The sequence below is a fragment of the Amycolatopsis coloradensis genome (assembly GCF_037997115.1).
In the GTDB taxonomy this organism is placed as follows: domain Bacteria; phylum Actinomycetota; class Actinomycetes; order Mycobacteriales; family Pseudonocardiaceae; genus Amycolatopsis; species Amycolatopsis coloradensis_A.
The window spans coordinates 7947101-7971547 of sequence record NZ_CP150484.1 but is presented as its reverse complement, the minus strand read 5'-3'; the positions used below and the strand labels follow the sequence as shown (position 1 = coordinate 7971547).

The following is a 24447-nucleotide window of genomic DNA, read 5'->3' as shown; positions in this document are numbered from 1 at the left end:
TCTTCCGATCTCCTACCTTGAGAGTAGGGAAGGAGGCCTTCACGGACCGAGAGGTCAGCTGACCGGCACCTCCGGGGCAAGGGAGTTGCCGGGCGCGATCTTCCCGCAGCTGGACGGCGCGGTCTTGCCCGCGAACCGGTCGTTGAGCCAGCCGATGGCCTGCGGCGCCCAGGCGACGGCCGCCCCGACGTGGCTCAGCGTGTTGTACTGGTCGTACTTGATCGACTTGTTGCCGGTGTCGCAGTACTGCCGCGCGAGCGAGCGCACGTCACCGGCGACCATCACCCCGTCGCCGGTCCCGATCCCCGGCGGGTTGCCGAAAGTGCCTTCCACGACACCGTTGTTGCCCTGCGCGATGTAGCCGGGCACGGTGGGCGTCGGCGCGGAACCGAGGTTGATCTTGTTCACGGCCTCGACGTACGGCAGCACCTTGTTCGGGTTGACGTACTCGGGCTTGACGAACTTCTCCCACGTCAGCCCGGGATACCGGCCGAGCGCGTCGACGATCGACGCCTTTTCCATCTCCTTGAGCACCTGAAGGCCATAAGAATTCGCGTACGGTTTGAGATCGATGCCGAAGGAACGCGAGACGCCGATGAGTGCCATCGGAATGACCCCGGTCCACGCGACGCTGCCGTTGACGTACTTCAGATTGTGCGACGGTTTGACGAGCACTCCGCCTTCGGTGAAACCGACGAGGTTCTTGTTGACCTCGGGCGCGTAATCCGGCGCGAGCGCGGCTGCCCAGCCGGTCGCGATGGCACCACCCGAATAGCCGATGAGACCGAACCGGGTCTTGTCGTTCATTCCCGTTCCCGGAGCCCGCGTCGCGGCTCGGATCGAGTCCAGGGTGTTCGTCCCGTATTCCGGCCCGGCGGCGAAGTTCGCTTTCTGGCCTTCGGTGTCGGGAATGACGACGTTGTAGCCCAGCAGCAAGGCGGGCGCGATGAACAGCGACTCCGCGTTGGCGATCAGGCCGCCGAGCGAGACGTCACCGGCGATCGCCCTCGACGGGCCGTGCTCGGGGTTGAGCGAATCATAGAACGATTGGTACGAAACGGCTTTGGTGCTGTCGCCGGTAAGGCTCCGCAGTACCGAGGTGACGTTGGCGGACGGTTTCCCCTGCGCGTCCGTGGACCGGTACAGCAACTGGGTCACCTTGAGTGGCGTGGAAATACCGACGACGTGGTAATTCAGCGTCCGGGTCTTCAACACGGTCCCGGGGCTGTACGACGACAGCGGATCGCTGCCGCTGTAGCTGTAGAACGGATCGGTGGCGGGGGCGGCGGAGGCGGCGGGCGCGGCGGCGAAACCGACGATGACGGCGATCGCGACGGCCAGCAGCCGAGCGGGCTTTCGGGTCATGACTCCCCTTTGAATCATGAAGTGGAGCACGTTTGAATGCCCGGAACCTACCAGTCGGTAACTGATGATGTACAGGCTCGTACATGATTAATTGCGCGAGATTGACCTTTCTTCCGCTCGCGTTTGGACGGGGCACGGCTCGGGCAGGGTCCGGGTTGTGATTAAGCACAAAGCGGCAGTGTCATCTGGGTGCCCGCCGGGACCGTGCACGCCCATCAGGCGCACGGCGACCTCGAACTCCGCCTCGTCGGCCTGCCCGCCACCGTGAACCCGTTGCGGCTGAACGAACCGAGCGTGCTGGCCGTCGGACCGCTCCTGCGCGAACTCATCCGCGCCTATACCGATCCGCCGCACGACGACACCCCGGAACGACGGCGGCTGCGCGCGGTACTGCTCGATCGGCTTCGCGTCTCGCCGCAGCAACCTCTGCACCTGCCGACGCCCGCCGACCCGCGGCTGCGCGCACCCTGGCGCGGCTCTTCAAAGCCGACCTCGGCATGACCTTCCCGCAATGGCGCACGCAGCTGTTGCTCTGCCGCGCTTTGGTCCTTTTGGCCGAGGACACCCCGGTGGCCGCGGTGGCGCATGCTTGCGGCTGGTCGTCCACCAGCGCGTTCATCGACGTCTTCCGCCGCGCCTTCGGGCATACGCCGGGCACGCACTACGAGCGGTGGACGCGAAAGCGGGGCCGGTCCACAAAGGACCGGCCCCGCTCGTCGTTCGCTTCTTACGCCTCGCTACGGCGACGGCGCACCAGCAGCACCATCAGCACACCCGCGCCGAGGAGCGCGCCGCCGATGATCAGCGGCATGGTCGCGGAAGCACCGGTGTTGGCCAGCTCGTCGCCGCCACCCGATTCGGCGCCACCGGGGGTGGTGGGGGCCGGGGTTTCGGTGACGGGCGCGCCGCCCTGCTTCCAGCTCGCGGTCGCGTTCGCGACGACCGAGGTCTTCTCGGACTCCGCGACGATCAGGGACTGGGCGGGCACCTTGTCGTAGTTCTCGCCCACGAACAGGCGGCCGGTGTCGAGGTGGCCGCTGACCTTCAGCGAGAACGAGCCGGAGCCGTCCTTGGCGTCCTTGGGGACGTCGACGTAGACCTTGGTGCCGTCCTTGACGTCGGCGGCCTTGATCTCCTTGCCGTCGGCGTCGGCGACCTTGACGCCCTCGGGCAGCTTGCTCGTCAGCTCGGTGATGTCACCGCTCGTGGCGACGCTGAACGGGCCGATCCGGGTACCGGTGGCGCCGTCGGCCTTGGCCGGGCCGATGTTCAGGGTCGGCTTCGGCTGCTGGCCGATGCCGGCGTTGTCCTTGCCGACGAGGTAGTCGTAGAGGGCCAGCACATCGGCGGAGTCTTCCGCGGCGCCGCCCGAAATCGGGTTGGCGCGCTTCAGGTCCTTGCCGTCACTGAAGTGCCAGACCGCGGCCTGCGTCGCGGTGATGGCCTCCTTGACGGAGAGGCCGCCGTTGAGCTTGACGTCGCTCTTGCCGAGCGTGCCCTCGAGCGCCTTGACCGACGCCGCCGGGTAGCCGTGGTGCAGCACCCAGTTGAGCTTCGCGCTGTTCTTGTTGAACGGCGAGTTGGTGTCCGGGTACTTGTTCCACGGACGTTCGATCATGTCCTGATCGGTGCGCATGCCGACCTCGACCTGCACGCAGTACATCTTGAGCTTGCTGCCGTCCGACAGCTTCAGCGTGAACAGCACCGTGTCGGCGGGCTTGCCGTTCTCGAAGTTGACGCCGAACCCGCCGTTGCCCTCTTTTTGGACGACCCGGCCGCGCGCCGCGCCGTCGTCGGCGAGGGCGGCCGGAGCGGCCATCGTCAGCGCGACGGCCGCGGTGGCCACCGCGATCCCGCCGCGAACCAGAACTGACCTGCCGTGCATGTGTCTCCCATCCGAATACGGACCACGAATGCCAGCGCCGCGTGCGACCACAGGCCCCGACCGCAACGGCTCGCCCGATCGGGGGATAACTAATCCCATCGAGCGAGAGCGGAGCATACAGAGGTCTCACAAGTCGCTACTCAGGGGTATGGCCGATGTCCGAATTGCCCCGAACGAAGGGTGAACGCCAGGGAAACGATCTTGGGCGGGTGGAGAACGATTCTCCGGGGGAAAGAAACCGACGGAAAGCTCGCGAATGGAGGTACCGGCGCTCCTCCGGTCACTGTTGAATTGGACCAGACCATTCACTGGCGATTGGAGTCCCTCATGACGCGACGGCACCTCCGCCGGGGGTTGTCCCTGGTGGCCGGACTCGCCTTGGCGGGCGCGCTGCTCCCGACCGCGAGTAGTGCGGAACCCCGGGAAACGCGGGGTGTTCCGCTCGGCGAGCTGACCGCCACGGCGACCAAGGTCGCGTCCGGGCTGATCAATCCGACCGCGATCACGGCGCTGAACGACGGGAGCGGCCGGATCCTCATCGTGGAGAAGAGAGGCGTCGTCCGGGCCTACCATCCCCGGACCGGGCTCGCCGCCAAACCGGTTCTGGACATCAGCGACAAGGTGAACGGCGCGGACGTCGAGCGCGGGTTGCTCGGCCTGGCGATCGCCAAGGACAGGCGGGCTTACGTCGCGTACACCCGCAAGTCCGACAGCGCGGTGACGCTGTCCCGCGTCCGGCTGGACACCGGCGAGCTCACCGAGCTGATCACCCAGCCGCATCCCGAGTTCCCCAACCACAACGGCGGCCAGCTGGCGTTCGGTCCGGACGGGTATCTGTACTGGGGGATCGGTGACGGCGGCGGAGGCGGCGATCCGCTGGCCAGTGGGCAGCGCCTGGACACGTTGCTGGGCAAGATCCTGCGTATCGACGTGAACCGCGCGTGCCGTCCGCTGAAGTACTGCGTCCCGGCAGGCAATCCGTTCGTCGGCGTCGCGGGCGCGCGTCCGGAGATCTGGTCGTACGGGCTCCGCAATCCGTGGCGGTTCTCCTTCGACCCCGCCGACGGTTCGCTGTGGATCGGCGACGTCGGCCAGGGCCGGTTCGAGGAGGTCGACCACCTCGCCAAGGGCAAGGGCGGCGCGAACTTCGGCTGGTCCTGCAAAGAGGGGCCGGTCGTGTTCGACGAGACGCGCTGCGAGGACGGCGTGACCTACACCGATCCGGTCTTCCACTACATCTCCGGTGCGGAAGGCTGCGCGGTGATCGGCGGGCACGTCTACCGCGGCAAGAAGTACGCGGCACTGGCGGGCGGGACCTATCTCGCCACCGACTTCTGCCAGGGGACGGCCTGGGCCGTCCGCAAGAAGACCGACGGCACCTACGAAAGCGCCCGGATCGGCGAATTCCCGCTCGACGCCACCACGTTCGGCACCGACCAGAACGGCGAGCTGTACCTGGCCGACGAACAGCCCGGCGGACTGCACCGGATCTCGTTCGCGCGCAAGGGCTGACGAGACTCCCCGGCCGCGTCCGCCCGGCGCGGCCGGGGCACCCGATCGCGTTTCATCAAGTTTTCATCATCCCTCCATAGCGTGAGGTCGTCCGGTGAAAACAGTGATGGAGGGCGACGTGGAGCAATCATTCCCACCCGGAGGCGCGCAGTGGCCGCCGCCGCAGGGCTGGGTCCCGCAACCGGTACCGGCGCCGCCCGCCCGGAAACCCCGGTGGCTGCTGTTCGGCGGGATCGCCGGACTGGTGCTGGTGCTCCTCGCGGGTCTGACGACCTGGCTGTTGTGGCCGTCGAAGGCGGGCCGCGAACCCTTCGAGCAGGCACTCGCCGGCCTTTCTTCGGCGCCCGCCGTCCGGAACAGCACTTCCACCGTCGGCGGGATGATCAAGACGGACGTCAAGACCACCGCGTACGGCGAGACGTCCGGCACGTTGTCCTTCCAGGGCAAGAAGATCGACATCCTGGTCGTCGGCGGCAAGGTCTACTTCAAGGCGCCGGACGGCATGCTGCCCGGGGCGATGGCGGACGCCGGCGGGACCGACGAGCTCAAGGACCGGTGGATGACCGGCGAGGACGCGCTGTTCGGCCCGGCTCTGCAGCAGTTCGAATCCCCGGAGAAGCTCGCCGCCCGGTTGCGCGCGGCGCTGGACCAGGCGGACGAGATTCCCGGGGACCAGGACGAGACCGTCCGGGACGTTCCGGCGCTCAAGGCGAGCACGCCCGCGGGTGACCTGTACGTCTCGAAGGAGGCACCGCACCGCCTTCTCCGCTATTCCGTGAAGATGCCCGGCGGGATACCGTCCATGCCTTCCCTGCCACGAATCCCGACGCTGCCGTCGGTGGCACCGCGACCCGCGGCGGAGCAGCAGTCGCCGGGCGGGCTCGGCGAGTCCGATGTGGATGCCTTGTCGCCCGAAGACACCGACGCCGTCTACGACGACCTCATGGCCAACGCCCGGAAGCTGACCAGCGCGGTCGACACCGGGGTGCGGTTCGACGTCAACGGCTCGGCCACCGTGTCCTGCGGCGCGGGCGGTTGCACGGTGACCGCGAACGTGAGCAATTCCGCGTCAGCGAACAGCGGAGGGAAGGTCACCGGCCAGGTCAACGCCACCATGACCGCGAACGTCACGATCGACGGCCGTCCAGCGGGAAGCTGCCAGAGCGCGACGACCCTCCCAGTGAACGGCGCCGGTTCGGTCAGCTGCGTCAACGGCGCGGCCGGTGGTGTCTTCGCCAGCGTCGAAGCGCAGAAGAAGGCCGACGCGGAAGCGCGTTCGCGGGCCGCGGGCGGAGTGCCTGTGCAGTACCAGATCCAGAGTATCGCGGCGGTTTCCGTTCTGGCGAGCGCGATCGGGCAGGTCGAGGTCACCCGCATCGTCGACGACCTCGGGCAGCGTCGCGACGCGGTCAACAACTGCGGGCGGGCCACGAACAGTTTCGCGGCGGGCACCCGGGTGCTCATGGCCGACCGCACCGCCCGGGCGATCGAGGGGATCTCACCCGGTGACCGGATCCTGGCCGTCGATCCGTACACCGGAAGGCAGGTCGAGGTCCCGGTACTCGCGAGGATCGTAGGGCACGGCGAGAAACTGTTGTACCGGCTGACCGTTCGCGGTGGCGAGGTGACAGCCACGGACAACCACCTGTTCTGGGACCCGGAAAAGCGGGCCTGGGTCGAGGCGGCCTGGGTGCGCCCGGGGCAAGCCCTGTCCACAAGCGACGGTGCGCAGGTCCGTGTCGAGACCGTTCGGTCCTACGAGGACGACACCTCGGTCTTCAACCTCTCGGTGGCAGGACCGCACACCTTCCAGGTCCTCGCCGGCCCGACGTCTGTCCTTGTGCACAACCAGGGCGGCGAACTCGACCCGCTCAAGTTCTTCGGTGACTACACCGGCCGGATCGACCGCTTCGACACGGCGGGCCGGTCGGAGTTCGAGATCCACGTCTACTACAAGGGTGTCGAGTACGGTTTCTTCGGTTCGAACGGCTGGTTCCCCAAGCACGGCCTGCCGGTGCCCACCAACCCGCCCGCGCAGCTCGAATCCGTGCTCAAGGGGTATGCGATCGACTACATGCGGCGCAGCCAGAGGCTGAAGCCTGACGACGACATCAAGGGTGACGCCTGGAAACGTGCCAGGGTCGCTCGGGGGAATTGCTGAGATGGACTACGTCAAGATCGTCCAGGAGGAGAACGGATTCTTCCTCGACCCCTCCGAGTACCTGGAGCGCCTGCCCCGGCTCGCGGCGGACCTGCCGCCCGGCGCCGCGGCGTTCGCCACCGATCCGGATCACTACAGCTTCGTCGGCGACCGCTGCATCAAGGATCTGTACCTCACTTCGATCGGCTTCTCCCGCGAGAACCGGCAGCTGACGGTGACCGCGAGGCTCGCGTGGCGCGAAGGCATGCCGACCGTCCTGACGATCACGTATCGCCAGGTCACCGAGCTGAACGTCGACTCCGGTGAGGGGCCGGTCCAGCTCGACGAGACCTTGCCGCACGAGCGTGGCTGCCGTCACGAGATCCAGCTGATCGGCGGATCGGTCGTGGTGGTCTGCGCTGACTACGCCGCCGTCTGGGCAGAGGACAACGCTTACTGAGGGGTAAGGCAAATGTGGCGCGTGTCGCGAAAGCCACTTTCGCACCGTCAGCTGAAGTGATCGACCCAGGTGGTGGTGAAGGCCTCCTTGCCTACCCTGAAGGTCAGGGCCCCGGCAAAGTTGCGTACCCGCGGGTCAGGTAAGTCGCAGTGTGGTGGTTCGGGTTGGTCGTGAGTGGCGTTTCGGGTTCTGGCCCGAAACGCCACTCACGACAGCATCAAGAGCGGCACGATCGAAGGCGGCCATGAGCGGACCGCCCACCGCACTCGACANGCGGTGAAGGCCACCAACCTGGTGGACACGCTCAACAGCCAGCAGGCCATCACCGTGTTCGCCCCGGCGGACCCCGCCTTCCAGGCACTGGGTGACGCCAAGTTCGCCGAGCTGGCGGGCAAGCCGGACGAGCTGGCCCCGATCCTGCAGTACCACGTCGTCGGCAAGCGTTACGACGCCAAGGGCCTGGAGTCCGCCAAGTCCGTGGAGAGCCTGAACACCGCGGGCGGCCCGGTCAAGATCGAGGGCTCCGGCGAGAACATGACCGTCAACGGCGCGAAGGTGCTGTGCGGCAACATCCCCACCAAGAACGCCACCGTCTTCGTCATCGACAAGGTGCTGACCCCGGGCACCAACAAGAACTAGGTCCCCACACCCTGATCGCGGTGGCCACGCTTTCGGGCGTGGCCACCGCGATCTGCGTGTCAGGGAACGAGTGCGGCGGCGTCCACGTCGGTCACGACGATCCGCAGGCTCGCGTTCTCCCACGGGGTTCCGGTGAGCACCGTGCGCAGGGCGGCCCCGGCGACCTCCGTGAGCGGCGGGATCGGCACCTCCAGCGCGACCACGCGGATCTCGACGACGTTCTCGGAGATGTCGACGGCCATCACGTCGAGGTCCCACGGCACCGCCGAGGCGGCGGCCGTGGTGGACGGGGTCGCCGCGCGGAGCCCCGGCACCTCGCGGAGCGTGCTCAGCAGCGACGCGGTCAATTCGGAACGTGCGGTCACAACAGTCCTCCACGGATTTCGATGTCCAAAATGGACACCGAGACGGCCGACGGGGTGAGCCCTGTCGCCTCGGTGACCGCCTTGCCGACGGCACGCTGTACCGCCTGCGCTGTCGCCGCGGCCTGGTCCAGCCCGGAGAGCGAGAGGTCGATCTCCACCCGGACGTCCGGCGGATCGTGCTCGACGAACGCGCGGACTCCTTCCGTCGGCGCCGGATCGAGGCCCTTGATCCGCTGCCGCGCGATCCGGGTCAGCGAGCCGGCCAGCCCGCGCAATCCGGGTTCCAGGCGGACCACGCCGGGGACCCGGGCCGCGGCGTGCGCGGCGACCGCCGCGATCACCGGAGGGGAGATCACCGTCTCGACCGATGGTCTTGCCGGGGCCTGCTCACGCGTCATAGATGTCCTCCACCACCAGATCGAGCCGGGCCAGCCGGAGACCCACCCTGGCGCCGGCCGCCGCCGTGACCCGCTCGCGGACCAGGTCCAGCGAGTCACCGTCGAAATCATGCGCGATCGCCAGGCTCAGCTCCACGTCCACGGCCAGCGCGTCGGTGTCTTCGCCCGACCGGTGGACCCGGCAACGCCGCGCGCGGACACCGTCCACGGAGTCCGCGGCGAACCGCAGTACCGCCGCGACCGCCTGATCGCTCACCTGCACGTCGCCCGGTTCCGGGCTGGCCAGCGGCACCAGGTCCCGGCGCCGCACCTCGGCGCGGATCGCGGACATGATCCGGCTGGTGAGATCCGGCGAGGGCTCGGCGTCGTCTTCGGCCAGTTCCCTGGTCAGCCCGCGCAGCACCCGGAGGCTCTCGCGGGTCGCCCGGCAGTGCGGGCAGTCGAGTTCGTGCGTGTCCGCCCGCCCGGCGTCGACCTCGTCGAGCCGGTCCCAGATCTGTTCCACATCACGGCCGCACGGCAGCAGGTAGTCCCGGGTCGTGTGGTTCATCGCCATGGCGCCATCACCTCCGCCAACTGTGCTCGTGCTCGCGCGATGCGTCCGCGCACCGCGGTGGTGGTCGCCCCGATCGCCTTCGCGATCTCCTCGTAGGAGCGCCCGTGGACCTCGCGCAACAGCCAGCAGGCCCGTTGCTCGGCGGTCAGCTGGTCCAACGCCCCGGTCAGGGCCGTCATCTGCGCGCTCGTCTCGGCCGCGCGATCCGGCCGCCCCGCCGAACCGGCGGACTCCTGCTGGTCCAGTTCGACGTCGGCCACCGGCTTCCTGGCGCGGATCACGTTCAGGCACCGGTTGGTCGTCATCCGGTAGAGCCAGCCGACGAACGCCGCGTCCTCCTGCAGCTGGTCGAGCCGTCGCCAGGCGACGAGGAACACCTCCTGGACGACATCCTCGGCGTCCCCTTTGTTCCCGAGCATCCGCAGCGCCAGCCGGTACATCGGCCCCTGGAACCGCAGGACGAGCTGCTCGTACGCGCGGATCTCGCCGTCGCGGGCACGCGCGACCAACGTCGCGTCGTCCAGCACCGTTTCGCCGGCCGCGAGCGGTTCGGTTCTCTCCGAAGTCGTCATCGAGCGCACCTGTGCAGCGCCGTCATGCCGAAGCTCCCTTCACATCACCATGTAAGACACGGCTTCCCCGGAAACGTCACGCGGGAAACCCAGCCGACCACGGCGCCGCGGATGGCGCACGCCGAAGTCAGGTGATCGCCCGCCGCCGGAACGCCCAGAGACCCGCGGGGGTGAGCACGATCAGCGCCAAGGCCAGCGCGAGCGCGCAGAGCCATCCGGGCAGATGGGCGATCTGCGGCGTCAGCGCGCCACGCAGGCCCTCACTGACGTAGGTCATCGGGTTCAGCGCGCACAACGCCCGGAACCAGGGGACCGCGGCGAGTTCGGGGAAGGGGAACTGGGCGGAGCCGGTGAACAGCAGCGGCGGCATCACGAGGGAAAAGGTGATCCCGATCCGGGCGGGGGAGACGAGTGAGCCGATCGTCACCCCGGCCGCGCCTCCGGCCAGCGCGCCGAGCACGGTGTACCCCAGCGCCGCCGGGAGACCGGCCGTCCGCCAGGACAGCTCGCCGAGTACGAGCGCGCCGACCGGGACCATGAGAACGGCCGTGACCAGTCCCCGCGACGCCGCCGCGAAGATCCGCTCGACGACGATCCAGGCGAGCGGCACGGGCGCCCGCAGCCTGTTCTCGATGGTGCGGGTGGTGAATTCCATGGCGAGCGGGAAGGACGCGTTCTGGGCGGCGGCGAAGAAGGCGTTCAGCGCGACGAGGCCGGGCAGGAGCAACCGCGCGTAGCCGGGCGGGGTGTAGCCGAGCGCGCCGAGGACCTTCCCGAACACCAGGAGCATCAGCAGGGGTTGCATGAGCACCTGCGCCAACACCCCGCCGAGCTGCTTCCGGGTGATGAGCAGATCGTGTTCCAGCAGTCCCCAGAACACTCGCCATGGACTCGGAGGCATATAGAAAGCGTACGCTTGCTTATTCCTGTATCGGTCCTGGGTTTCCTGCAAAAAAGGCAAGTGCTAGCGTTGTATCGTGAGTGAAGCCACGCAGACCGCCGAATCGGTGCGCTGGGCCGTTTCGCGGTTGTCGTCCCGTCTCCGGGCCGAGCAACCCGGCGAAGACCGGAGCCTGAGCAGGCTGGCCGCGTCGGTGCTGGCGAACCTGCGGCACAGCGGGCCGCTGACCGTCAGTGCGCTCGCCGCGATCGAGGGATTGCAGCCGCAGTCGCTGACCAGGGTGCTGAACGCGCTCGAAGCCGAAGGCCGCGTGGCCCGGCGCCCCGACGAGCATGACCGGCGGGCTCAGCGGATCGTGATCACCGAGGCCGGCCGAGAGGCCCTGCGAGAGCATGTGCGGGACGGCAACCGCTGGCTGGCCCAGGCGCTCGGCGAAGCGCTGACCCCAGCCGAACGGGAGATCGTGCGGGTGGCGGCGGGACTGCTGCTCCAGGTCGCCGAGCACGGAGCCGGGGACGAGCGCGGCCATGGTGCCGCGCCGCCGCTCTGAATCAGCTCTGACGGGCGAGCGCGGGGTACTCGTCGAGGGTGATGCCGGTGGCCGGCTTGTCGGTCACCCACGGCATCGAGCGCGGCAGAAGCCGCCGCCGGAACATCTGATCGCGCAGCTTGATCCGCAGATTCGGCGGTCCGCTGACGCCTCCCCGTCAGCTCCAGCCGGGCAGGGGAAGGGTGAGTTGCCCGGGGTCGTCCGGCGGTGCGGTCTCGTAGCGCGGCGGCGTCGCCGACAACCCGATCGGGTTGCGAGTCAGCCGCACCGACGTGCCGTCGGGCCGCGGGAGATCCACCGTCGGGCTCAGTCCGAGCCGTTCGGCCAGCGCGAACGCGCCCGCGATGTCGTTGACCTCCCCGGCAGGCACTCCGGCGGCGCTCAACTCCGCCGCCCACTCGGCCGCCGGGCGCTTGCCGAGGTGCTCTTCGAGCAGCGCGCGGAGCTCGGCCCGGTGCTCGACGCGTGCCGGATTGGTCGCGAACCGGGTGTCGCCCGCGAGCTCCGGCAGGCCGATGACCTCGCACAACGCCGCGAACTGCCGGTCGTTGCCGACGGCGAGCGCGAGTTCGTGATCGGCGCAGGGGACGAGTTCGTAGGGCGCGATGCTGGGATGCCGGTTGCCCATCCGCGCCGGGACCGTCCCTCCGGAGGTGTAGGCGCTGCCCTGGTTGACCAGCGCCGCGAGCAGGCTGGACAGCAGGTTGATCTCGACCCGCTGCCCCTGCCCGGTCCGGTCGCGATGGCGCAGGGCGGCGAGGATGCCGACGCTCGCGAACAGCCCGGCCAGGACGTCGACGAGTGCGACGCCGACCTTCTGCGGCTCGCCCGCCGGGTCGCCGGTGATGCTCATCAGCCCGCCGACGGCCTGGATGAGCAGATCGTAACCGGGCAGCGCGGCGCCGCCGCCGGAGCCGAAACCCGTGATGGAGCAAAGGACGAGGCCGGGATTCGCCGCCAGCAGGACCTCCGGGCCGAGTCCGAGCCGATCCATCACGCCGGGCCGGAAGTTCTCGACCACGACGTCGGCATCCAGCGCGAGCGCGCGGGCCTGGGCGAGATCGTCGGGATCGCCGAGGTCCAGCGCCACGCTCGTCTTGTTCCGGTTCACCGACTGGAAGTACGTCGCCTGACCGGCGGCGTCGTAGGGCGGTCCCCAGCTGCGGGTGTCGTCGCCGGTGCCCGGCCGCTCGACCTTGATCACCGTCGCGCCGAGGTCGGCCAGCAGCATGGTGGCGAACGGGCCGGCGAGCACCCGCGAGAAGTCGAGGACGCGCAGCGGACCGAGAGCGGTTTCGGGCATGTGCCCGACCCTAAGCGGCCGTTCGCGTCTTCGAAGTTGTGATCGCGCTCACGAAAGGGCGGTTTTCCCATTACTTTCCTCTAGGTACCTACTATCACCCGGAAGGTAGCTTCGGTCGCGTCAACGAAACGCGAACCGAGGAGTGACCATGATCGTGGTGACCGGAGCGACCGGGAACGTAGGACGGCCGCTGGTGGAAAACCTTGTCGCCGCAGGAGAAGAAGTGACGGCGGTGTCGCGCCGGATCTCGCCGTCGGACGTGCCGGAGGGCGTGCGGACCGTGCGGGCCGATCTCGCCCGTACTGAAGGACTCAAGGAGATCTTCGCCGGAGCGGACCGGGTTTTCCTTCTGACGTCGGGAGAATTCCTGGCGGCGGGCGGTGGCGTCGCCGAGGTCGTCGCTGCCGCCGGTGAAGCCGAGATCGTGCTCCTGTCCTCCCAAGGGGTCGCGACCGGGCGGCACGCGCCCGCGTTCGAGGAGGCGGTCAAGGCGGCGAGTCCGAAGTGGACGGTCCTGCAGCCGGGAGGCTTCGCGTCGAACGCCTTCCAGTGGGCGCCGGCGATCCGGGCCGATCGGGTCGTCGCCGCGCCGTTCGGCGACGTCGCGCTGCCCGTCATCGACCCGGCGGACATCGCCGACGTCGCGGCGGCCGTGCTGCGGGAACCCGGCCATCACGGCCGGACCTACGTGCTCACCGGACCCGAGCCGATCTCGCCCCGGCGGCAGTCGGCGGATCTCGGCGACGCGCTCGGCGAACCGCTGCGATTCGCCGAACTGAGCGAAGACGAGGCCCGCGCCGCGATGTCGGAGTTCATGCCGCCGGTGGTCGTGGAGGCCACGCTTTCGATCCTCGGCAGGCCGACGGAGGAGGAGCAGCGGGTCAGCCCCGACGTCGAGAAGGTGCTTGGACGACCGGGGCGCACCTTCGCCGACTGGGCGGCGCGGAACGCGGCGGCCTTCAAGTGATTACTTGAGCACCAAGGACCGCGCCATCTGCTTGAAGGCGGGAAGCTGGTCGCCGTGTTTCGCCGGATCGAAATCGCCCGCGACGAAGATGTAGCCGGTATCGGTGAAGGTCATGACGCCGTACGCGGTCCTGCCCTTGTTGTCGCGGCCGACCATCTCGAAACCGGACAGGGCCGCGATCGTCACCTCGGTCACGGTGTCGGCGGACGGTGCCGACGGCGTTTTCCCGAACCTGTCGACCGCGTAGGCGCGCTTGTCCTCCGGAAGCCGGCCCTGCCCCATCGACGGTGCAGCGACGAGTTTGGGGCCGCCCTGCCCGCCTCGGGTGAAACTGAGCGCGGCGGTGGATTCCTTCCGCTGGTAGCCCTCCGCGGGAGTCAGATCGAAACCGATGCTTCCCGGTGCGGCTTCGGCGCTCCACCGGGCGCCGATGATGACCTTCTTGAAGTCGTCGACTGTCAGCGGATCGCCCGGTTCGAGGGTGCCGGTGATGACCACCAGCACGCCCTCGGCCGCGAGAATCCCGTTCACCTTGCGGAAGGTGCCCATCGAAACCGTCTGGGTGCCGCTGGTCAGGAAGGCCGGGAATCCGGCGATCGTGGTTTCGACCGGTTTCTCCCATTCCATTCCTTGCCGTTTGGCCTGCTCACCGGTCATCCCGGCGGCGACCTCGTCCAGTACTTCGCGGACGGGTTTGCCGTTCACGGGCTGTTCGGTGACGACGATGGAGGTCCGGGAGTTCGACCGGCCGATGCCGGGCAGGCTCGGCTCCACCCGCAGGCCTTCCGGTACCGGCAGGGAGATCCGGGTGCGCGGGATGGCCTGCTCGTCGCCGGTGGGGGCCACGCTCGCCGCCGGCGACGAAGCCGCGGTGCTCGGCGCGGAGACCTGACCGGTTCTTTGCGTGCTTCCGCACCCGGCGACGGACACGAGCACGGCAGCACAGAGCACAGCACGAAGACGCATTGATTTCCCCCTTGGATTCGAGGAGACCTTACGCCCTGGACAGCTCGATGAGAAAGTTCTCATCGAGCCCTCATCGGTGACTCACCCGCGCCGGGCAGCCTGGTGGTATGCGAGTCCGAATGATCGTCCTGGCCGGGGTCGCCGCCGTCGTGGTGGCGGCCACCGGCACGTTCGCCGTCATCGCGGCCACCGCGGCCTCGCCACCCGACCTCGGCCCGGCGGTCGTCGCCCCGGCAGGGCAGGCCGTCACAGGGCCGGGTGAAGCGGGTGCCCCGCCCGCTGTCGTCCCGCCCCGGCTGGCCGGACACGACGACGACCTCGATGATGGCGATGACCATGCCGGTGACGACCATGACGGTGACGACCATTTCGACTTCGACCTCGACGACTGAGCCGGGCCGATGAGCGCCCGCGCCCGGATCCTCGCGTGGGTCCTGCTGGTCGTGCTGCTCGCGCTCGCCGGATCGCTGCTGGCCACCCGCACCGTCCTGCACAACCAGCTCGACCAGCGCCTCGACAACGAGATCGCGCACGAGACCGGCAAGCTCAGGGCCTTCCTGGCGTCGCCCGACGCCCGTCCGGCCGGGCAGCCCGCCACCGTCGAGGCGGTCCTCGGCCGTCACCTGGAACGGAACCTGCCCGAGAAGTACGAGACGTTCTTCTCGATCAGCGACGGCGTCGCGTCGAGGCGGAGCGCGATCGAGCCGCCGGTCCGGCTCGACACCGACCCGAAGTTCGTCGCGGAACTGTCCCGGGCGACGAGCCCGGCGTACGGCACGGTCACCACCGCGGTCGGATCCGCGCGGTACGGCGTCGTCCCGGTGACCATCGAGGGCTCGCCGGGCCGCGGCGCGCTGGTGATCGTCGAGTTCGTCGACCACGCCGCCGGCGAGATCAACGACGTCGTCGGCGTGATGGCCGCGATGTCCGGGGCCGCGCTCGTGCTGGCCGGGCTGATCGGCTGGCTGGTCGCCGGCCGCATCCTCGCACCGGTGAGGGAGGTCCGGCTGGCCGCCGAGCAGATCGGCGAGACCGATCTGTCGCGCCGGATCGAGGTCCGCGGCTCGGACGACGTCGCCGCGCTCGGGCGCACCTTCAACACGATGCTGGACCGGCTCGAAAGCGCCTTCGCCGGGCAGCGCGAGTTCATCGACGACGCCGGGCACGAACTGCGCACGCCGATCACCATCGTCCGCGGCCATATCGAACTGATGGGTGCAGATCCCGAGGAGAACGCCGCCACGCGGCATCTGGTCCTCGACGAACTCGGGCGTATGCAACGGATCGTGGACGACCTGCTCGTCCTCGCGAAGTCCGGCAGCCCCGACTTCCTCACGCCCGGTGAGACCGACCTCGCCGATCTCACGGTGGAGACCCTCGCCAAATCCCGTCCGCTGGCCGACCGCGTCTGGCGGCTCGACGCGGTCGCCGAGGTGAAGGTCCGCGCGGACGGCCAGCGGCTCGCGCAGGCGTTGCTGCAACTGGTCTCCAACGCCGTCCGGCACACCTCTCCCGGCCAGGAGATCGCCCTCGGTTCCGAGGTGACCGCGACGACGGCGCGCCTTTGGGTCCGCGACACCGGCGAGGGAGTCCCGCCGGACTCGAGAAGCCGGATCTTCGAACGGTTCAAACGCGGCAGCAACTCGAACGGCGACGACGGCGCCGGGCTCGGCCTGGCGATCGTCGCCGCGATCGCCGAAGCGCACGGTGGCCGTGTCCTGCTCGACACCGTGCCCGGCGAAGGCGCGCGGTTCACCATGGAGATCCCCGTCGCGGAAGGTGCGGACCGGTGACCAGTGTGCTCGTGGTGGAGGATTCCGCCCGGATCGGTGCGTTCGTGGAGAAGGGCCTGCGGGCGCAGGGTTTCGCGACCCGCTGGGTCAAGACCGGCTCCGAGGGGCTGACCGAGGCGCTGACCGGCACGCACGACCTGGTCGTCCTCGACCTCGGGCTCCCGGACCTCGATGGTTCGGATCTGCTGCGGGCCCTGCGGGCGGCGGGCCGGACGGTGCCGGTGATCATCCTGACCGCGCGGGACAGCGTCGTCGACCGCGTGGCCGGGCTGTCCGGCGGTGCCGACGACTATCTGGCCAAACCGTTCGCCTTCGAAGAACTGCTGGCCCGGATCCGCCTGCGGCTACGGGGAAATCCCGAAGCCGAGCCGGCGGTGCTGCGCGCCGGGGAGCTCTCGCTCGACCTGCGCACGCGGAAGGTTTCGGTGGCGGGGGAGGAGAAGGACCTCACCGCCCGCGAGTTCGCGCTGCTGGAGACGTTGCTGCGGAATCGTGGCCAGGTACTGTCCCGGGAACAGTTGCTCGGCGGGGTCTGGGGTTTCGACTTCGACCCCGGATCGAACGTGGTGGACGTCTACATCCGTTACCTGCGCGGGAAGATCGGCGCCGAGCGGATCGAAACCGTGCGGGGCATGGGATATCGGCTCGGTGAGTCCAGATGAGACGGTTCTCATCCGGCTCTCACGGCGGTCTCTTCTTCTGCCGCCACAGTGGTTTTCATGACCACGACACTGCTTCATCTCGCCGTCGATCTCGTCGCCGCCGTGATCCTCGCGTACGGCATCTACGCCCGTCGTCACCACCGTGGTGACCTCGCCTGCGCCTATCTCGCGCTGAACGTCGGCGTCTGCGTTTCGGTCGCCGTGCTGCTCTCCGTATCGACCGCGAGCGCGCTCGGACTCGGCCTGTTCGGCGTGCTGTCGATCATCCGGCTGCGGTCCGATTCGATCAGTCAGCAGGAGGTCGCGTACTACTTCGTCGCGCTGGTGCTGGGGCTGGTGAACGGATTGCCGTCCGCGGACTGGCGGATCGTCGCGGTCTTCAACGTCCTGCTGCTCGCCGTCATGTACGTCGCGGACCACCCGTCGCGCACGCGCGGCCCGCAGCGGCGCACGGTCGTGCTCGACGCCGTGTACCCCGACGAACAGACGATGCTGATGGAACTGCGGGCGCGGCTCGGCGGAACGGTCGTGCGGCACAGTGTGTCCGAAGTAGACTATGTCCGTGAGGTGACCGTCGTCGACGTCCGGTTCCGCCCGGACGCCGCCGTCGTCGTCCACGGCGCCCCGGCGGGGCACCGGTGAGCGGGCGCGGAACGGCCACTGTCGCGGCGGTGACGAAAGGCCTCCCTTCGCTGTCGCTGGCCGAAGTCGTCGCCACGAGCGGGCTGATGAGCCGCACGGATCGCAAGTACGTCCTGCCGCTCAACGACTTCCTGGCCGTCACCGAGGCGCTGAGAGCGTCGCTGCGCTGTCTGGAGATCGACGGGCAACGCGTGTTCGGCTACTCGTCGACGTATTTCGACACCCCGGATCTCGCGATCTACCGGGCGCACCGGCAGGACCGGCGGCGCCGGTTCAAGATCCGCACCCGGACCTACACCGACTCGGCCGACACCTACTGCGAGCTCAAGGTCAGCGGGAAGCGCGACGAGACGGTCAAGGTCCGCCGCCCGCACCCGGCCGAGGCGGCGCACGGCCTGACCGCGCCCGCGCTGACGTTCCTCGACGACGCCCTGACCGTCGCTTACGGCCGCCCGGCGCCCCGGCCGCTGACTCCCGCGCTGATCACCGACTACCGGCGGACCACCCTCGTCGCCGCCGACGCGCGGATCACCTGCGACACGTCACTGGTCTGGCGTTCGGGTTCGCGGAGCCTCGCCGCCGGGGGTGATCTGGTGCTGCTGGAGGTGAAGTCGGCGGCCGAGCGCAACAGCGTCACCGAGGCGCTGGCGAAACTGCGGATCCGGGAGCAGTCGGTGAGCAAGTACTGCGCGGGACTGGTGGCGCTGGGGCTGGCCACCGGCGGGAACCGGTGGCGACCGGCGCTGCGGCGGCTCGGCGTGGCGTAACGATCGCGGCATGGCCGCCGACGGGCCGTCCGGCCCCCAGTGAGGGAGGACGAACCTGGGGGCCAGGGAAAGGCCGCGTTCGCCGTGGCGGGGTTGCCCGTCGCCGCGGCCGAGGCACCGTGTTCGCCGGGACTTCCGGCGCCGTCGGCCCGTCGCCGTCACCGAGCGTGCAGGCCGCGGAGACGTCGTGCGTGACCGACGGAGCGGGGATGTGCACCGTGCGGCACGCGCTGGCCGCGGTCCCGGCGGTGGTGGTCGTCTCGGCGACCACGTTTCAGGTGCGGGCGATGTTCACCCAGACCACGCCGAAGGCCGGTGGGGCGACCTGGTTCAGCTTCGCGGCCTATGGCGCGCCGATCTCGCAGCCGACCACGTCGAGGTTGTTCCGCCGGCGGGCGGCTGACCGTCCAAAGAGGACCGGTAATCGACTACCTCGGCGGCGGCCGGTCGTCCAGTTCGTCGGCGAGGATAGCGTCGACGCGGAGACCGGCTCGCCGCAGTACCCGGATGCTCGCCCTCAGTAACACCACTACGCCGAGGACGGCCACGACACCGAGCCCGATGGCGACCGGATTCGCCACGAGCGCCTCCCTGCCCCGATGGGCCCGGGCGGATTGCCGCCCGGCGCTGTCCCTGAAACCTAGACGAGTCGGCTTCGCCCGGCGCCGGAAACCAGCTGATCGGCCTAGGCGATCGTGGCAGGTGGGCGCTGTGATAACTTAGAACGAACTGGGACTTCTGTGCGTTCGCAAACCCGCTGTTCGGGCTGGGACGGCTCCCACGGAGGTATCAGGGCACCGTTGGGGCCGGTAGCTCAGTTGGTTAGAGCAGGGGACTCATAATCCCTTGGCCGTCGGTTCGAGCCCGACCCGGCCCACACATCGATATCGCTGCCGACCTGCGGGGATGTTGGCCTTTCGGCGGCAATTTCGCCTCGGCGTGAATCGTGACTGGGCTCCGTTATGTCTCCGTTTGCTCCGGTGTGCCGAGTTTTGGATAAGTGCTCTGTGGGAGCAGGGTTGGTGGCGTAGCAGGACTTTTGCTTCGTCGTCACAAGCGCTTCGGTGGGGGCTTCAGCAGGGGCCGGGGTTCTTTGCTTGCGTAGTTCGACAAGCTAGGCGCGGTCGAAGGTCGGCTGGGCGTGATCTGCGTTCTCGAGCAGAAGGCCAGTGACATCTACGGTTCCGCCCTCGACCTGCGCATCTTGTACTGACGCGGTCACGTCGAGCGGTGAACTTGAGTAGAGCGTGGCGTACCCGATGGGAGTCATGAGCTCGGCGTCGCGTTGGCGTGTTTGGCGAGTTCGATCTGTTCGGCAAGAGCATTCGGCCAAGTAGCGGTTAGCGTGCGATTCTGACAGGCGATAGTCGGCTGGAACAGGCGGGCTCAGCAGGCCGGCCTCGTGCTCCAGATTTGCTGCAGGCGAAAAGGCGTGAGATTCGAGGTCCAGGTGTTGCCGCGGCGCAGTGAGTGAGGGTGTCAGGGCGCCCAAGGTGGTGTGACGTGCCAGGTGACGTCTGCGTCGTAGTTGGCTGGTGTGTGGATTGTGTGGGGTTGGCCGGTGCTGGCGATCCATACTTCGGCGTAGTAGTGACGGATGAGGTGGTCGGGGAAGTTGTACGGCGCCAGGGAGACGTTTTCGGTGCCGAGTCGGCCGGGTTGGGCGTGGAAGGTGGCGTCGGCGTCGAACAGTGCGGTGCCGTCCCGGGCGTCGAGGCGGAGGCGGAAGTAGGAGTGGCGCAGGTATGCCCCGGGATAGTTCCGTGACTCGAAGGAGTAGCAGTTGTCGTCTGCTAGTCCGCGCCGGATGACGAAGGTGGCGTCTTCCTTCAAGAGTGTGTCGCTACCCGGCTCGACTGGATCGGTGCGTGCGAGGCTGCCCTGGTGCCGAAGGTAGCGGTTGTCGAAGCCGGGTGTGACCACCTGGAACGACCGTGCTTGCCCGATCGGGAGGTCGATGTCGTCCGGGGCGAACGGCGATCCGATCCGAGTCGGGGCGAGCTGTCTATCCGGTGACTCGTCCAGCAGTTGGATGACCTCGTCGCGCTGTGCCTGGATGAGGTGATGCACGGGGGCGGGCCAGGGCTGTAGGGACGGGGCGACGTGGCCGATCATCTCCAGCAGGCCTGCCGGTGTCGGCCGTTTAGCGGGATCAGTGGCGAAACACGGCTGGATGATCCGGCGTACTGGCCATGGGATCGAGCTGAGGTCGGCTTTGCCGTTGATCACGTTGGCCAGCCCGCGCTGGAGTGAAGCACCAGCGAACGGACTCCGGCCGCTGCAGGCTGCGGCGATCACGGCGGCGAGGGAGAACACGTCGCTGGCTGGGGTCAGTGCGTGGCCGTCGGCTTGTTCGGGGGACATGTACTCCGGTGTGCCGATCAGCCAGCCGGTACGCGTGAGGCCACCGCTGGCGGGGTCGAGCACGCGGACGATGCCGAAGTCGATCACTCGGGGGCCGTCGCCGGCCAGCAGCACGTTGGAGGGCTTCAGATCCCGGTGTATCAGGCCGGCGCCGTGGATCTCCGTCAGAGCGGTGGCAAGTCCCGCGGCCAGGCGCAGGGCCGCCTCCGGTGGTAGAGGACCGGCGACCTCGATCGCGTGCTGGAGGGTCGGGCCGGGAGTGAACACCGATGCCAGCCATGGGGTGGTCGCTTCCGGGTCGGCGTCGACCACGGCGGCGGTGTAGGCGCCTGAGACTTTCCGGGAAGCTGTGACCTCGAGGCGGAACCGGGCGCGGAAGCCCTCGTCGTGTGTCAGGGGAGTGAGCACCTGTTTGAGCGCAACGAGCCGTCCATCGAGGCCGCTGGCCAGCAGTACGCGCCCCATGCCGCCCCGGCCCAACTCCGCCAGCAGCCGGTAGCGCCCGATCTCACGCGTGTCGGAGGCAGCCAGCGGCCTCACGACGACGTTGGCCCAGCGGGCTGAGGCACTTCTGGCACCGCACGGAAGCGGAAACTGCTTGGTTCCATCATTCCCTTTCCGAAAGAAGGGGCTGAGTCGGTCACGGTCGTGAGCGTCGGACGTGGCCGCTTGCGTTGGCTTCGGGGCGTTCGATGTTGTGGCGAGATGGGCGATGTCGGGAGCGCAGCGATTACCGGGCAAAGAGGGTGGGCTCTACGTTGAGGGAGAGGGAACGCGGAGCCATCGGCGAATCTTGGCACGATCGAGCGAACGGCACCAAGTGATGGCCCTTCGGGACCGCCGACCTGGGCGGCATCGAAGAGCCACCGCCCGGCGCGGGGACTGCATGCTGTTCTTGGGGATCGCAGGAGGAAGCAGTTCGTCGTGGCCCCGTTCCTACGGCTAGGAACCAGCTCCGTCGAACACTGACGGCTGGGCATGGGCGCTGGGCGGCGCAGTTGCGGACGACGCAGCCCAGCCGGGTACCCACCCAGCTCAAGGGGATCCTGAGCGTGGAGATCATGACAGCCAGCACTGACAAATCCCAATGAGGCAAGAGCGACCCGCGTCGGGCGGACACCAGGTGCAGACTGGATTCCGTCAACCGGAGGGTTCTTGGTTCGAGTCCAGCGGGGGAGGTTAGCCCAGGCCAACTCTCGCGAGTGCATTCCGTCGCCGACGCGTGCGCTGAGGGCTGGCGGTGTCTGCCAGATGTGGTGACCTACTCTGGATCTTCGGCAACCAGCTGATCAAGAGTCGGCACCTGGGCGTGTCGGATGGTGTCGCGTGATGCCGGACAAGACCTTTTCGTCTGGTCACGAGGTGTCCGCGGTGTCGGGGTGTGTCGCCTGGTGTCGGACTATTTCAGACCTCTCGGGCGCGTCTCGGGCTCGCACGTGCCGGGTCCTGTCGCCTTGTGCAGCCGTCTTGTATGCCTACGTTGCTTGGGGGTGTGGACGATGACGGTGGGGGATCGGCGCGATCCGGCTGTGTCGGCTGTGAGCACGATGGTGGGGACCGTGGTCGGGCTGACGCTCCTCTTCGGGTTCGGCAATGTGTTCGCGCTCGCTCTCCGGCTCGGGGTTCCGGTGTGGGTCGCGCCGTTGGTCGCGCCCGCAGTGGACCTGACGGTTGTGGCGTTGCTCGTGGCGATCCGCCGCCTGTCGGTGCATGGAGCAGCTCCTGACGTGCAGCGCTCTGCGCGGAGGCTCCTCGTGCTCGCGAGCGCGGTGACGCTGGCGCTGAACGTGGCAGAACCCTGATTGCTGGAGAGATCGGCAAGGCGCTGTTCGACGCGGTGGGACCGCTATTGCTGATCGGCTGGTCCGAGGTCGGGCCGGGCTTGCTGCAAGCGCTCGCAGATCTTCGCGAGAGTGCGGATAGTCCATCCGACTCAGCGCCACGGCACACAACGGCGGAAAGTGCGTCGAAAGTGGAAGTAGCCGTCCATCCAGGTTTGGACGGTGACTTGGTTGAGCGTGCGAGGCAGGTGGATGCTCAGCATCGGGAGTTGTACCACGGTCATCCGGCCGATGCTGGTCGTACTACTCCCGTTGATCGTCCACGGAATGCTCGCGTTGACCATTGTGGACAGCCGGCATCCTCGACGACGGTCGTCCGCGCGTGCGGTCGCGCTCGTGTTCTGGATGTACCTCGCCGCCGGCACGGTGTGGGCGGCGTCCGGCCACCATCCCGGTCATGTCGCGATCTGGACGGTGATCGTGGCGCAGAACTCGGCAGGACCGCTTTTGCTGTACGGCTGGTGTCATTCACGAGCCCTGCGTGACTGAACGTCGGTTCAACTCCGGAGGGTCGTCCGAACGTTGATGACCACGACGAACGGATGCAAGTTCGATGCAGGCGGTAAACTGACCCCTCGCTCGTCCGCTGGACGCGGTGACGAAGGTAGTGATCGCTGTCCGGCCGACTGGCTGGTGCATCCGAACGGGAAGGAGCCAGGCGTGATCCTCGACAGCGAGTCACGCCTGCCGGGCTCGGCCGAAGTCGCCCGGCTGCTCGGGATCTCGCAGGTGACCCTGCGAACGTGGGAGCAGCGCTACGGCATCGGTGCCGGCCGGCGCGAGGACAATGGGCGGCGTCGCTACACGGAGGAGGACATCCAGCGCCTACGCCGGATGCGCGCTCTGCAGGCCCAGGGGAGCAGTGCGCGAGATGCCGCTCGCCTCGTCCTCACTCGGTCGGCCGCGCAGGCGACGGCCGGCACTCGCAGTGCGCGCCTTGTGGACGCCGCCGAAGCGCTCGATCTCGCCGCCGTCGCCGGAATGCTCGACGACGCGCTCGTGACGCTCGGTGTCGCCGCGACCTGGACGGAAATCGTCGCTCCGGTGCTGAGCTCCTTGGGAGCGAACTGGACGATCCATGGCGAGCGCAGCGTGATGACCGCGGAGTGGGCGTTGGCCACCGCGGCGTCCGCGGCGCTGGACCGGTACACGACGCCGGAGAAGGCGTCGCCGGGCAGACGGCCGGTCCTGCTCGCCTGCGGCCCGGCCGAGGGGCACGACCTGCCGGTGAAGATGCTGACCGCGGCGCTGCGTGACCACGGCGCACCCGCGCTGTATCTCGGTGGTCCGGTCTCCGTCGACGTCGTTCGCGAACTCACCGCCCGCTTCGACCCCACCGACGTGGTGATCTGGTCGATAGCGTCGCACTCCGCGGACATCGCCCTGCTGAAGCTCCTGCACGACAACGGTGTTCCGGTCCGCCCCGCCGGCCCTGGTTGGTCAGGGCTGCCCGTCGTCGGAGAACCCGCTCCGGCCTCGTTCTTGGGCGCTCTGGAGGCTTTCGGCGGGTGAGCTCCACAGGGCACGAGTACTCGGCCGGAACCGGCTGACCTTCTCACGACGGCGGGCCGGGGTTGTTGACGACGTACTTGCGTGTGCGCTGGGCAAGCTGTGTCTCGGCCGAGGGCATCGCGGCGGTGATGAGCCCCGGCGCGGAACTCCGAGTCATCAGCGTCTCCTTACAACCCTCGGGTGCAACGTGCATGCATCGCACCTGAGGCCTTCGTCTCGCGGCCAAGGTGCGGTACTTCTCCGATGGGGATACGCTTGAATCGGTTGTGAAACGCAATGGTGGAGGC

At 68.5% G+C, this 24447-nt stretch carries 25 protein-coding genes, 1 tRNA gene and 2 pseudogenes; 18 read left to right on the top strand and 10 right to left on the bottom strand.

Annotated features, from left to right (window positions below; translation table 11 throughout):
* Window positions 1-54: 54 nt before the first annotated feature.
* Entirely contained in the window at window positions 55-1365 is a 1311-nt protein-coding gene (locus LCL61_RS37250; protein ID WP_340684077.1) for a lipase family protein, read from the bottom strand.
* A gap of 189 nt (window positions 1366-1554) precedes the next feature.
* Between LCL61_RS37250 and LCL61_RS37245 the strand changes: the two genes are divergently transcribed.
* Together LCL61_RS37245 and LCL61_RS37240 are read left to right on the top strand one after the other, a co-directional pair.
* Entirely contained in the window at window positions 1555-1866 is a 312-nt protein-coding gene (locus tag LCL61_RS37245; RefSeq protein ID WP_340684076.1) for a hypothetical protein, read from the top strand.
* A pseudogene (locus LCL61_RS37240) lies at window positions 1863-1964 on the top strand (AraC family transcriptional regulator); the annotation flags it as partial. The gene LCL61_RS37245 and the pseudogene LCL61_RS37240, both read left to right, overlap by 4 nt.
* 128 nt (window positions 1965-2092) lie before the next feature.
* On the opposite strand, the gene LCL61_RS37235 reads toward LCL61_RS37240, so the two are convergent.
* Window positions 2093-3250, bottom strand: coding sequence for a Cys-Gln thioester bond-forming surface protein (locus LCL61_RS37235; RefSeq protein WP_340684075.1), 1158 nt, complete (start codon window positions 3248-3250; stop codon window positions 2093-2095).
* Window positions 3251-3577: 327 nt separating this feature from the next.
* On the opposite strand from LCL61_RS37235, the gene LCL61_RS37230 reads away from it, so the two are divergent.
* The 4 genes and pseudogenes from LCL61_RS37230 to LCL61_RS37215 all read left to right on the top strand — a co-directional run.
* Entirely contained in the window at window positions 3578-4762 is a 1185-nt protein-coding gene (locus LCL61_RS37230; RefSeq protein WP_340684074.1) for a PQQ-dependent sugar dehydrogenase, read from the top strand.
* 118 nt (window positions 4763-4880) lie between these two features.
* Window positions 4881-6923, top strand: coding sequence for a Hint domain-containing protein (locus LCL61_RS37225; protein WP_340684073.1), 2043 nt, complete (start codon window positions 4881-4883; stop codon window positions 6921-6923).
* A gap of 1 nt (window position 6924) precedes the next feature.
* On the top strand, window positions 6925-7362 hold the full coding sequence (locus LCL61_RS37220) for a hypothetical protein (RefSeq protein WP_340684072.1): 438 nt from the start codon (window positions 6925-6927) through the stop codon (window positions 7360-7362).
* Window positions 7363-7635: 273 nt separating this feature from the next.
* Window positions 7636-8001 (top strand): annotated as a pseudogene (locus LCL61_RS37215) (fasciclin domain-containing protein); the annotation flags it as partial.
* Between the two features lie 59 nt (window positions 8002-8060).
* Here the strand turns inward: LCL61_RS37215 and LCL61_RS37210 are convergent.
* The 5 genes from LCL61_RS37210 to LCL61_RS37190 form a co-directional block, all read right to left on the bottom strand.
* Complete coding sequence (locus LCL61_RS37210; RefSeq protein WP_340684071.1) at window positions 8061-8366, bottom strand: hypothetical protein; 306 nt, start codon at window positions 8364-8366, stop codon at window positions 8061-8063.
* Window positions 8363-8764, bottom strand: coding sequence for an Asp23/Gls24 family envelope stress response protein (locus LCL61_RS37205; protein ID WP_340684070.1), 402 nt, complete (start codon window positions 8762-8764; stop codon window positions 8363-8365). The genes LCL61_RS37210 and LCL61_RS37205 overlap by 4 nt, the downstream gene beginning before the upstream one ends.
* Window positions 8754-9320: an Asp23/Gls24 family envelope stress response protein gene (locus tag LCL61_RS37200; RefSeq protein WP_340684069.1), complete on the bottom strand. Its 567-nt coding sequence runs from the start codon at window positions 9318-9320 to the stop codon at window positions 8754-8756. The genes LCL61_RS37205 and LCL61_RS37200 overlap by 11 nt, the downstream gene beginning before the upstream one ends.
* A complete protein-coding gene (locus LCL61_RS37195; RefSeq protein WP_340684068.1) occupies window positions 9311-9892 on the bottom strand; it encodes a sigma-70 family RNA polymerase sigma factor in 582 nt (193 codons plus the stop codon). Before LCL61_RS37195 ends, LCL61_RS37200 begins: the two co-directional genes overlap by 10 nt.
* Window positions 9893-10019: 127 nt before the next feature.
* Entirely contained in the window at window positions 10020-10793 is a 774-nt protein-coding gene (locus tag LCL61_RS37190; RefSeq protein ID WP_340684067.1) for an ABC transporter permease, read from the bottom strand.
* Between the two features lie 76 nt (window positions 10794-10869).
* Between LCL61_RS37190 and LCL61_RS37185 the strand changes: the two genes are divergently transcribed.
* Window positions 10870-11343, top strand: a complete 474-nt coding sequence (locus tag LCL61_RS37185; protein WP_340684066.1) for a MarR family winged helix-turn-helix transcriptional regulator — start codon at window positions 10870-10872, stop codon at window positions 11341-11343.
* A 157-nt stretch (window positions 11344-11500) separates the two neighbouring features.
* On the opposite strand, the gene LCL61_RS37180 is transcribed toward LCL61_RS37185, so the two are convergent.
* Window positions 11501-12646, bottom strand: coding sequence for a CoA transferase (locus tag LCL61_RS37180; RefSeq protein ID WP_340684065.1), 1146 nt, complete (start codon window positions 12644-12646; stop codon window positions 11501-11503).
* Between the two features lie 148 nt (window positions 12647-12794).
* Here LCL61_RS37180 and LCL61_RS37175 point away from each other — a divergent pair, with 148 nt between their 5' ends.
* Complete coding sequence (locus LCL61_RS37175; protein WP_340684064.1) at window positions 12795-13613, top strand: NAD(P)H-binding protein; 819 nt, start codon at window positions 12795-12797, stop codon at window positions 13611-13613.
* On the opposite strand, the gene LCL61_RS37170 is transcribed toward LCL61_RS37175, so the two are convergent.
* Window positions 13614-14579, bottom strand: a complete 966-nt coding sequence (locus LCL61_RS37170) for a hypothetical protein (RefSeq protein WP_340684063.1) — start codon at window positions 14577-14579, stop codon at window positions 13614-13616.
* A 107-nt stretch (window positions 14580-14686) separates the two neighbouring features.
* Here LCL61_RS37170 and LCL61_RS37165 point away from each other — a divergent pair, with 107 nt between their 5' ends.
* The 7 genes from LCL61_RS37165 (at window position 14687) to LCL61_RS37135 (ending at window position 19320) form a co-directional block, all read left to right on the top strand.
* Window positions 14687-14971 carry a hypothetical protein gene (locus tag LCL61_RS37165; RefSeq protein WP_340684062.1) on the top strand — a complete coding sequence of 95 codons (285 nt, stop codon included), beginning with the start codon at window positions 14687-14689 and terminating at the stop codon, window positions 14969-14971.
* A 9-nt stretch (window positions 14972-14980) separates the two neighbouring features.
* The gene (locus tag LCL61_RS37160) at window positions 14981-16372 is read left to right on the top strand and encodes a HAMP domain-containing sensor histidine kinase (protein WP_340684061.1); all 1392 of its coding nucleotides are present in this window, start codon (window positions 14981-14983) and stop codon (window positions 16370-16372) included.
* Entirely contained in the window at window positions 16369-17034 is a 666-nt protein-coding gene (locus tag LCL61_RS37155) for a response regulator transcription factor (protein ID WP_340684060.1), read from the top strand. The genes LCL61_RS37160 and LCL61_RS37155 overlap by 4 nt, the downstream gene beginning before the upstream one ends.
* Window positions 17035-17091: 57 nt before the next feature.
* Window positions 17092-17676, top strand: a complete 585-nt coding sequence (locus LCL61_RS37150) for a DUF4956 domain-containing protein (protein WP_340684059.1) — start codon at window positions 17092-17094, stop codon at window positions 17674-17676.
* A gap of 29 nt (window positions 17677-17705) precedes the next feature.
* A complete protein-coding gene (locus tag LCL61_RS37145; protein ID WP_340684058.1) occupies window positions 17706-18443 on the top strand; it encodes a polyphosphate polymerase domain-containing protein in 738 nt (245 codons plus the stop codon).
* 119 nt (window positions 18444-18562) lie between these two features.
* Window positions 18563-18967, top strand: coding sequence for a hypothetical protein (locus tag LCL61_RS37140; RefSeq protein WP_340684057.1), 405 nt, complete (start codon window positions 18563-18565; stop codon window positions 18965-18967).
* A gap of 279 nt (window positions 18968-19246) precedes the next feature.
* A tRNA-Ile gene (locus tag LCL61_RS37135) sits at window positions 19247-19320 on the top strand.
* Window positions 19321-19922: 602 nt separating this feature from the next.
* On the opposite strand, the gene LCL61_RS37130 is transcribed toward LCL61_RS37135, so the two are convergent.
* Window positions 19923-21347 (bottom strand): AbfB domain-containing protein, encoded by a 1425-nt coding sequence (locus LCL61_RS37130; protein WP_340684056.1) that lies wholly within the window; start codon window positions 21345-21347, stop codon window positions 19923-19925.
* Window positions 21348-22306: 959 nt separating this feature from the next.
* Between LCL61_RS37130 and LCL61_RS37125 the strand changes: the two genes are divergently transcribed.
* The 3 genes from LCL61_RS37125 (at window position 22307) to LCL61_RS37115 (ending at window position 24160) form a co-directional block, all read left to right on the top strand.
* The gene (locus LCL61_RS37125; RefSeq protein ID WP_340684055.1) at window positions 22307-22609 is read left to right on the top strand and encodes a hypothetical protein; all 303 of its coding nucleotides are present in this window, start codon (window positions 22307-22309) and stop codon (window positions 22607-22609) included.
* 231 nt (window positions 22610-22840) lie between these two features.
* Window positions 22841-23137 (top strand): hypothetical protein, encoded by a 297-nt coding sequence (locus tag LCL61_RS37120; protein ID WP_340684054.1) that lies wholly within the window; start codon window positions 22841-22843, stop codon window positions 23135-23137.
* Window positions 23138-23308: 171 nt separating this feature from the next.
* Complete coding sequence (locus LCL61_RS37115) at window positions 23309-24160, top strand: MerR family transcriptional regulator (RefSeq protein WP_340684053.1); 852 nt, start codon at window positions 23309-23311, stop codon at window positions 24158-24160.
* Window positions 24161-24447: the final 287 nt, after the last annotated feature.

Excerpts from the sequence above, each read along its gene's own strand:
- LCL61_RS37250 (WP_340684077.1), bottom strand. The coding sequence starts at position 1,365 with ATGACCCGAAAGCCCGCTCGGCTGCTGGCCGTCGCGATCGCCGTCATC.
- LCL61_RS37235 (WP_340684075.1), bottom strand. The coding sequence starts at position 3,250 with ATGCACGGCAGGTCAGTTCTGGTTCGCGGCGGGATCGCGGTGGCCACC.
- LCL61_RS37230 (WP_340684074.1), top strand. The coding sequence starts at position 3,578 with ATGACGCGACGGCACCTCCGCCGGGGGTTGTCCCTGGTGGCCGGACTC.
- LCL61_RS37220 (WP_340684072.1), top strand. The coding sequence starts at position 6,925 with ATGGACTACGTCAAGATCGTCCAGGAGGAGAACGGATTCTTCCTCGAC.
- LCL61_RS37205 (WP_340684070.1), bottom strand. The coding sequence starts at position 8,764 with ATGACGCGTGAGCAGGCCCCGGCAAGACCATCGGTCGAGACGGTGATC.
- LCL61_RS37200 (WP_340684069.1), bottom strand. The coding sequence starts at position 9,320 with ATGGCGATGAACCACACGACCCGGGACTACCTGCTGCCGTGCGGCCGT.
- LCL61_RS37195 (WP_340684068.1), bottom strand. The coding sequence starts at position 9,892 with ATGACGACTTCGGAGAGAACCGAACCGCTCGCGGCCGGCGAAACGGTG.
- LCL61_RS37190 (WP_340684067.1), bottom strand. The coding sequence starts at position 10,793 with ATGCCTCCGAGTCCATGGCGAGTGTTCTGGGGACTGCTGGAACACGAT.
- LCL61_RS37180 (WP_340684065.1), bottom strand. The coding sequence starts at position 12,646 with ATGCCCGAAACCGCTCTCGGTCCGCTGCGCGTCCTCGACTTCTCGCGG.
- LCL61_RS37175 (WP_340684064.1), top strand. The coding sequence starts at position 12,795 with ATGATCGTGGTGACCGGAGCGACCGGGAACGTAGGACGGCCGCTGGTG.
- LCL61_RS37170 (WP_340684063.1), bottom strand. The coding sequence starts at position 14,579 with ATGCGTCTTCGTGCTGTGCTCTGTGCTGCCGTGCTCGTGTCCGTCGCC.
- LCL61_RS37165 (WP_340684062.1), top strand. The coding sequence starts at position 14,687 with ATGCGAGTCCGAATGATCGTCCTGGCCGGGGTCGCCGCCGTCGTGGTG.
- LCL61_RS37160 (WP_340684061.1), top strand. The coding sequence starts at position 14,981 with ATGAGCGCCCGCGCCCGGATCCTCGCGTGGGTCCTGCTGGTCGTGCTG.
- LCL61_RS37150 (WP_340684059.1), top strand. The coding sequence starts at position 17,092 with ATGACCACGACACTGCTTCATCTCGCCGTCGATCTCGTCGCCGCCGTG.
- LCL61_RS37125 (WP_340684055.1), top strand. The coding sequence starts at position 22,307 with ATGACGGTGGGGGATCGGCGCGATCCGGCTGTGTCGGCTGTGAGCACG.
- LCL61_RS37120 (WP_340684054.1), top strand. The coding sequence starts at position 22,841 with ATGCTCAGCATCGGGAGTTGTACCACGGTCATCCGGCCGATGCTGGTC.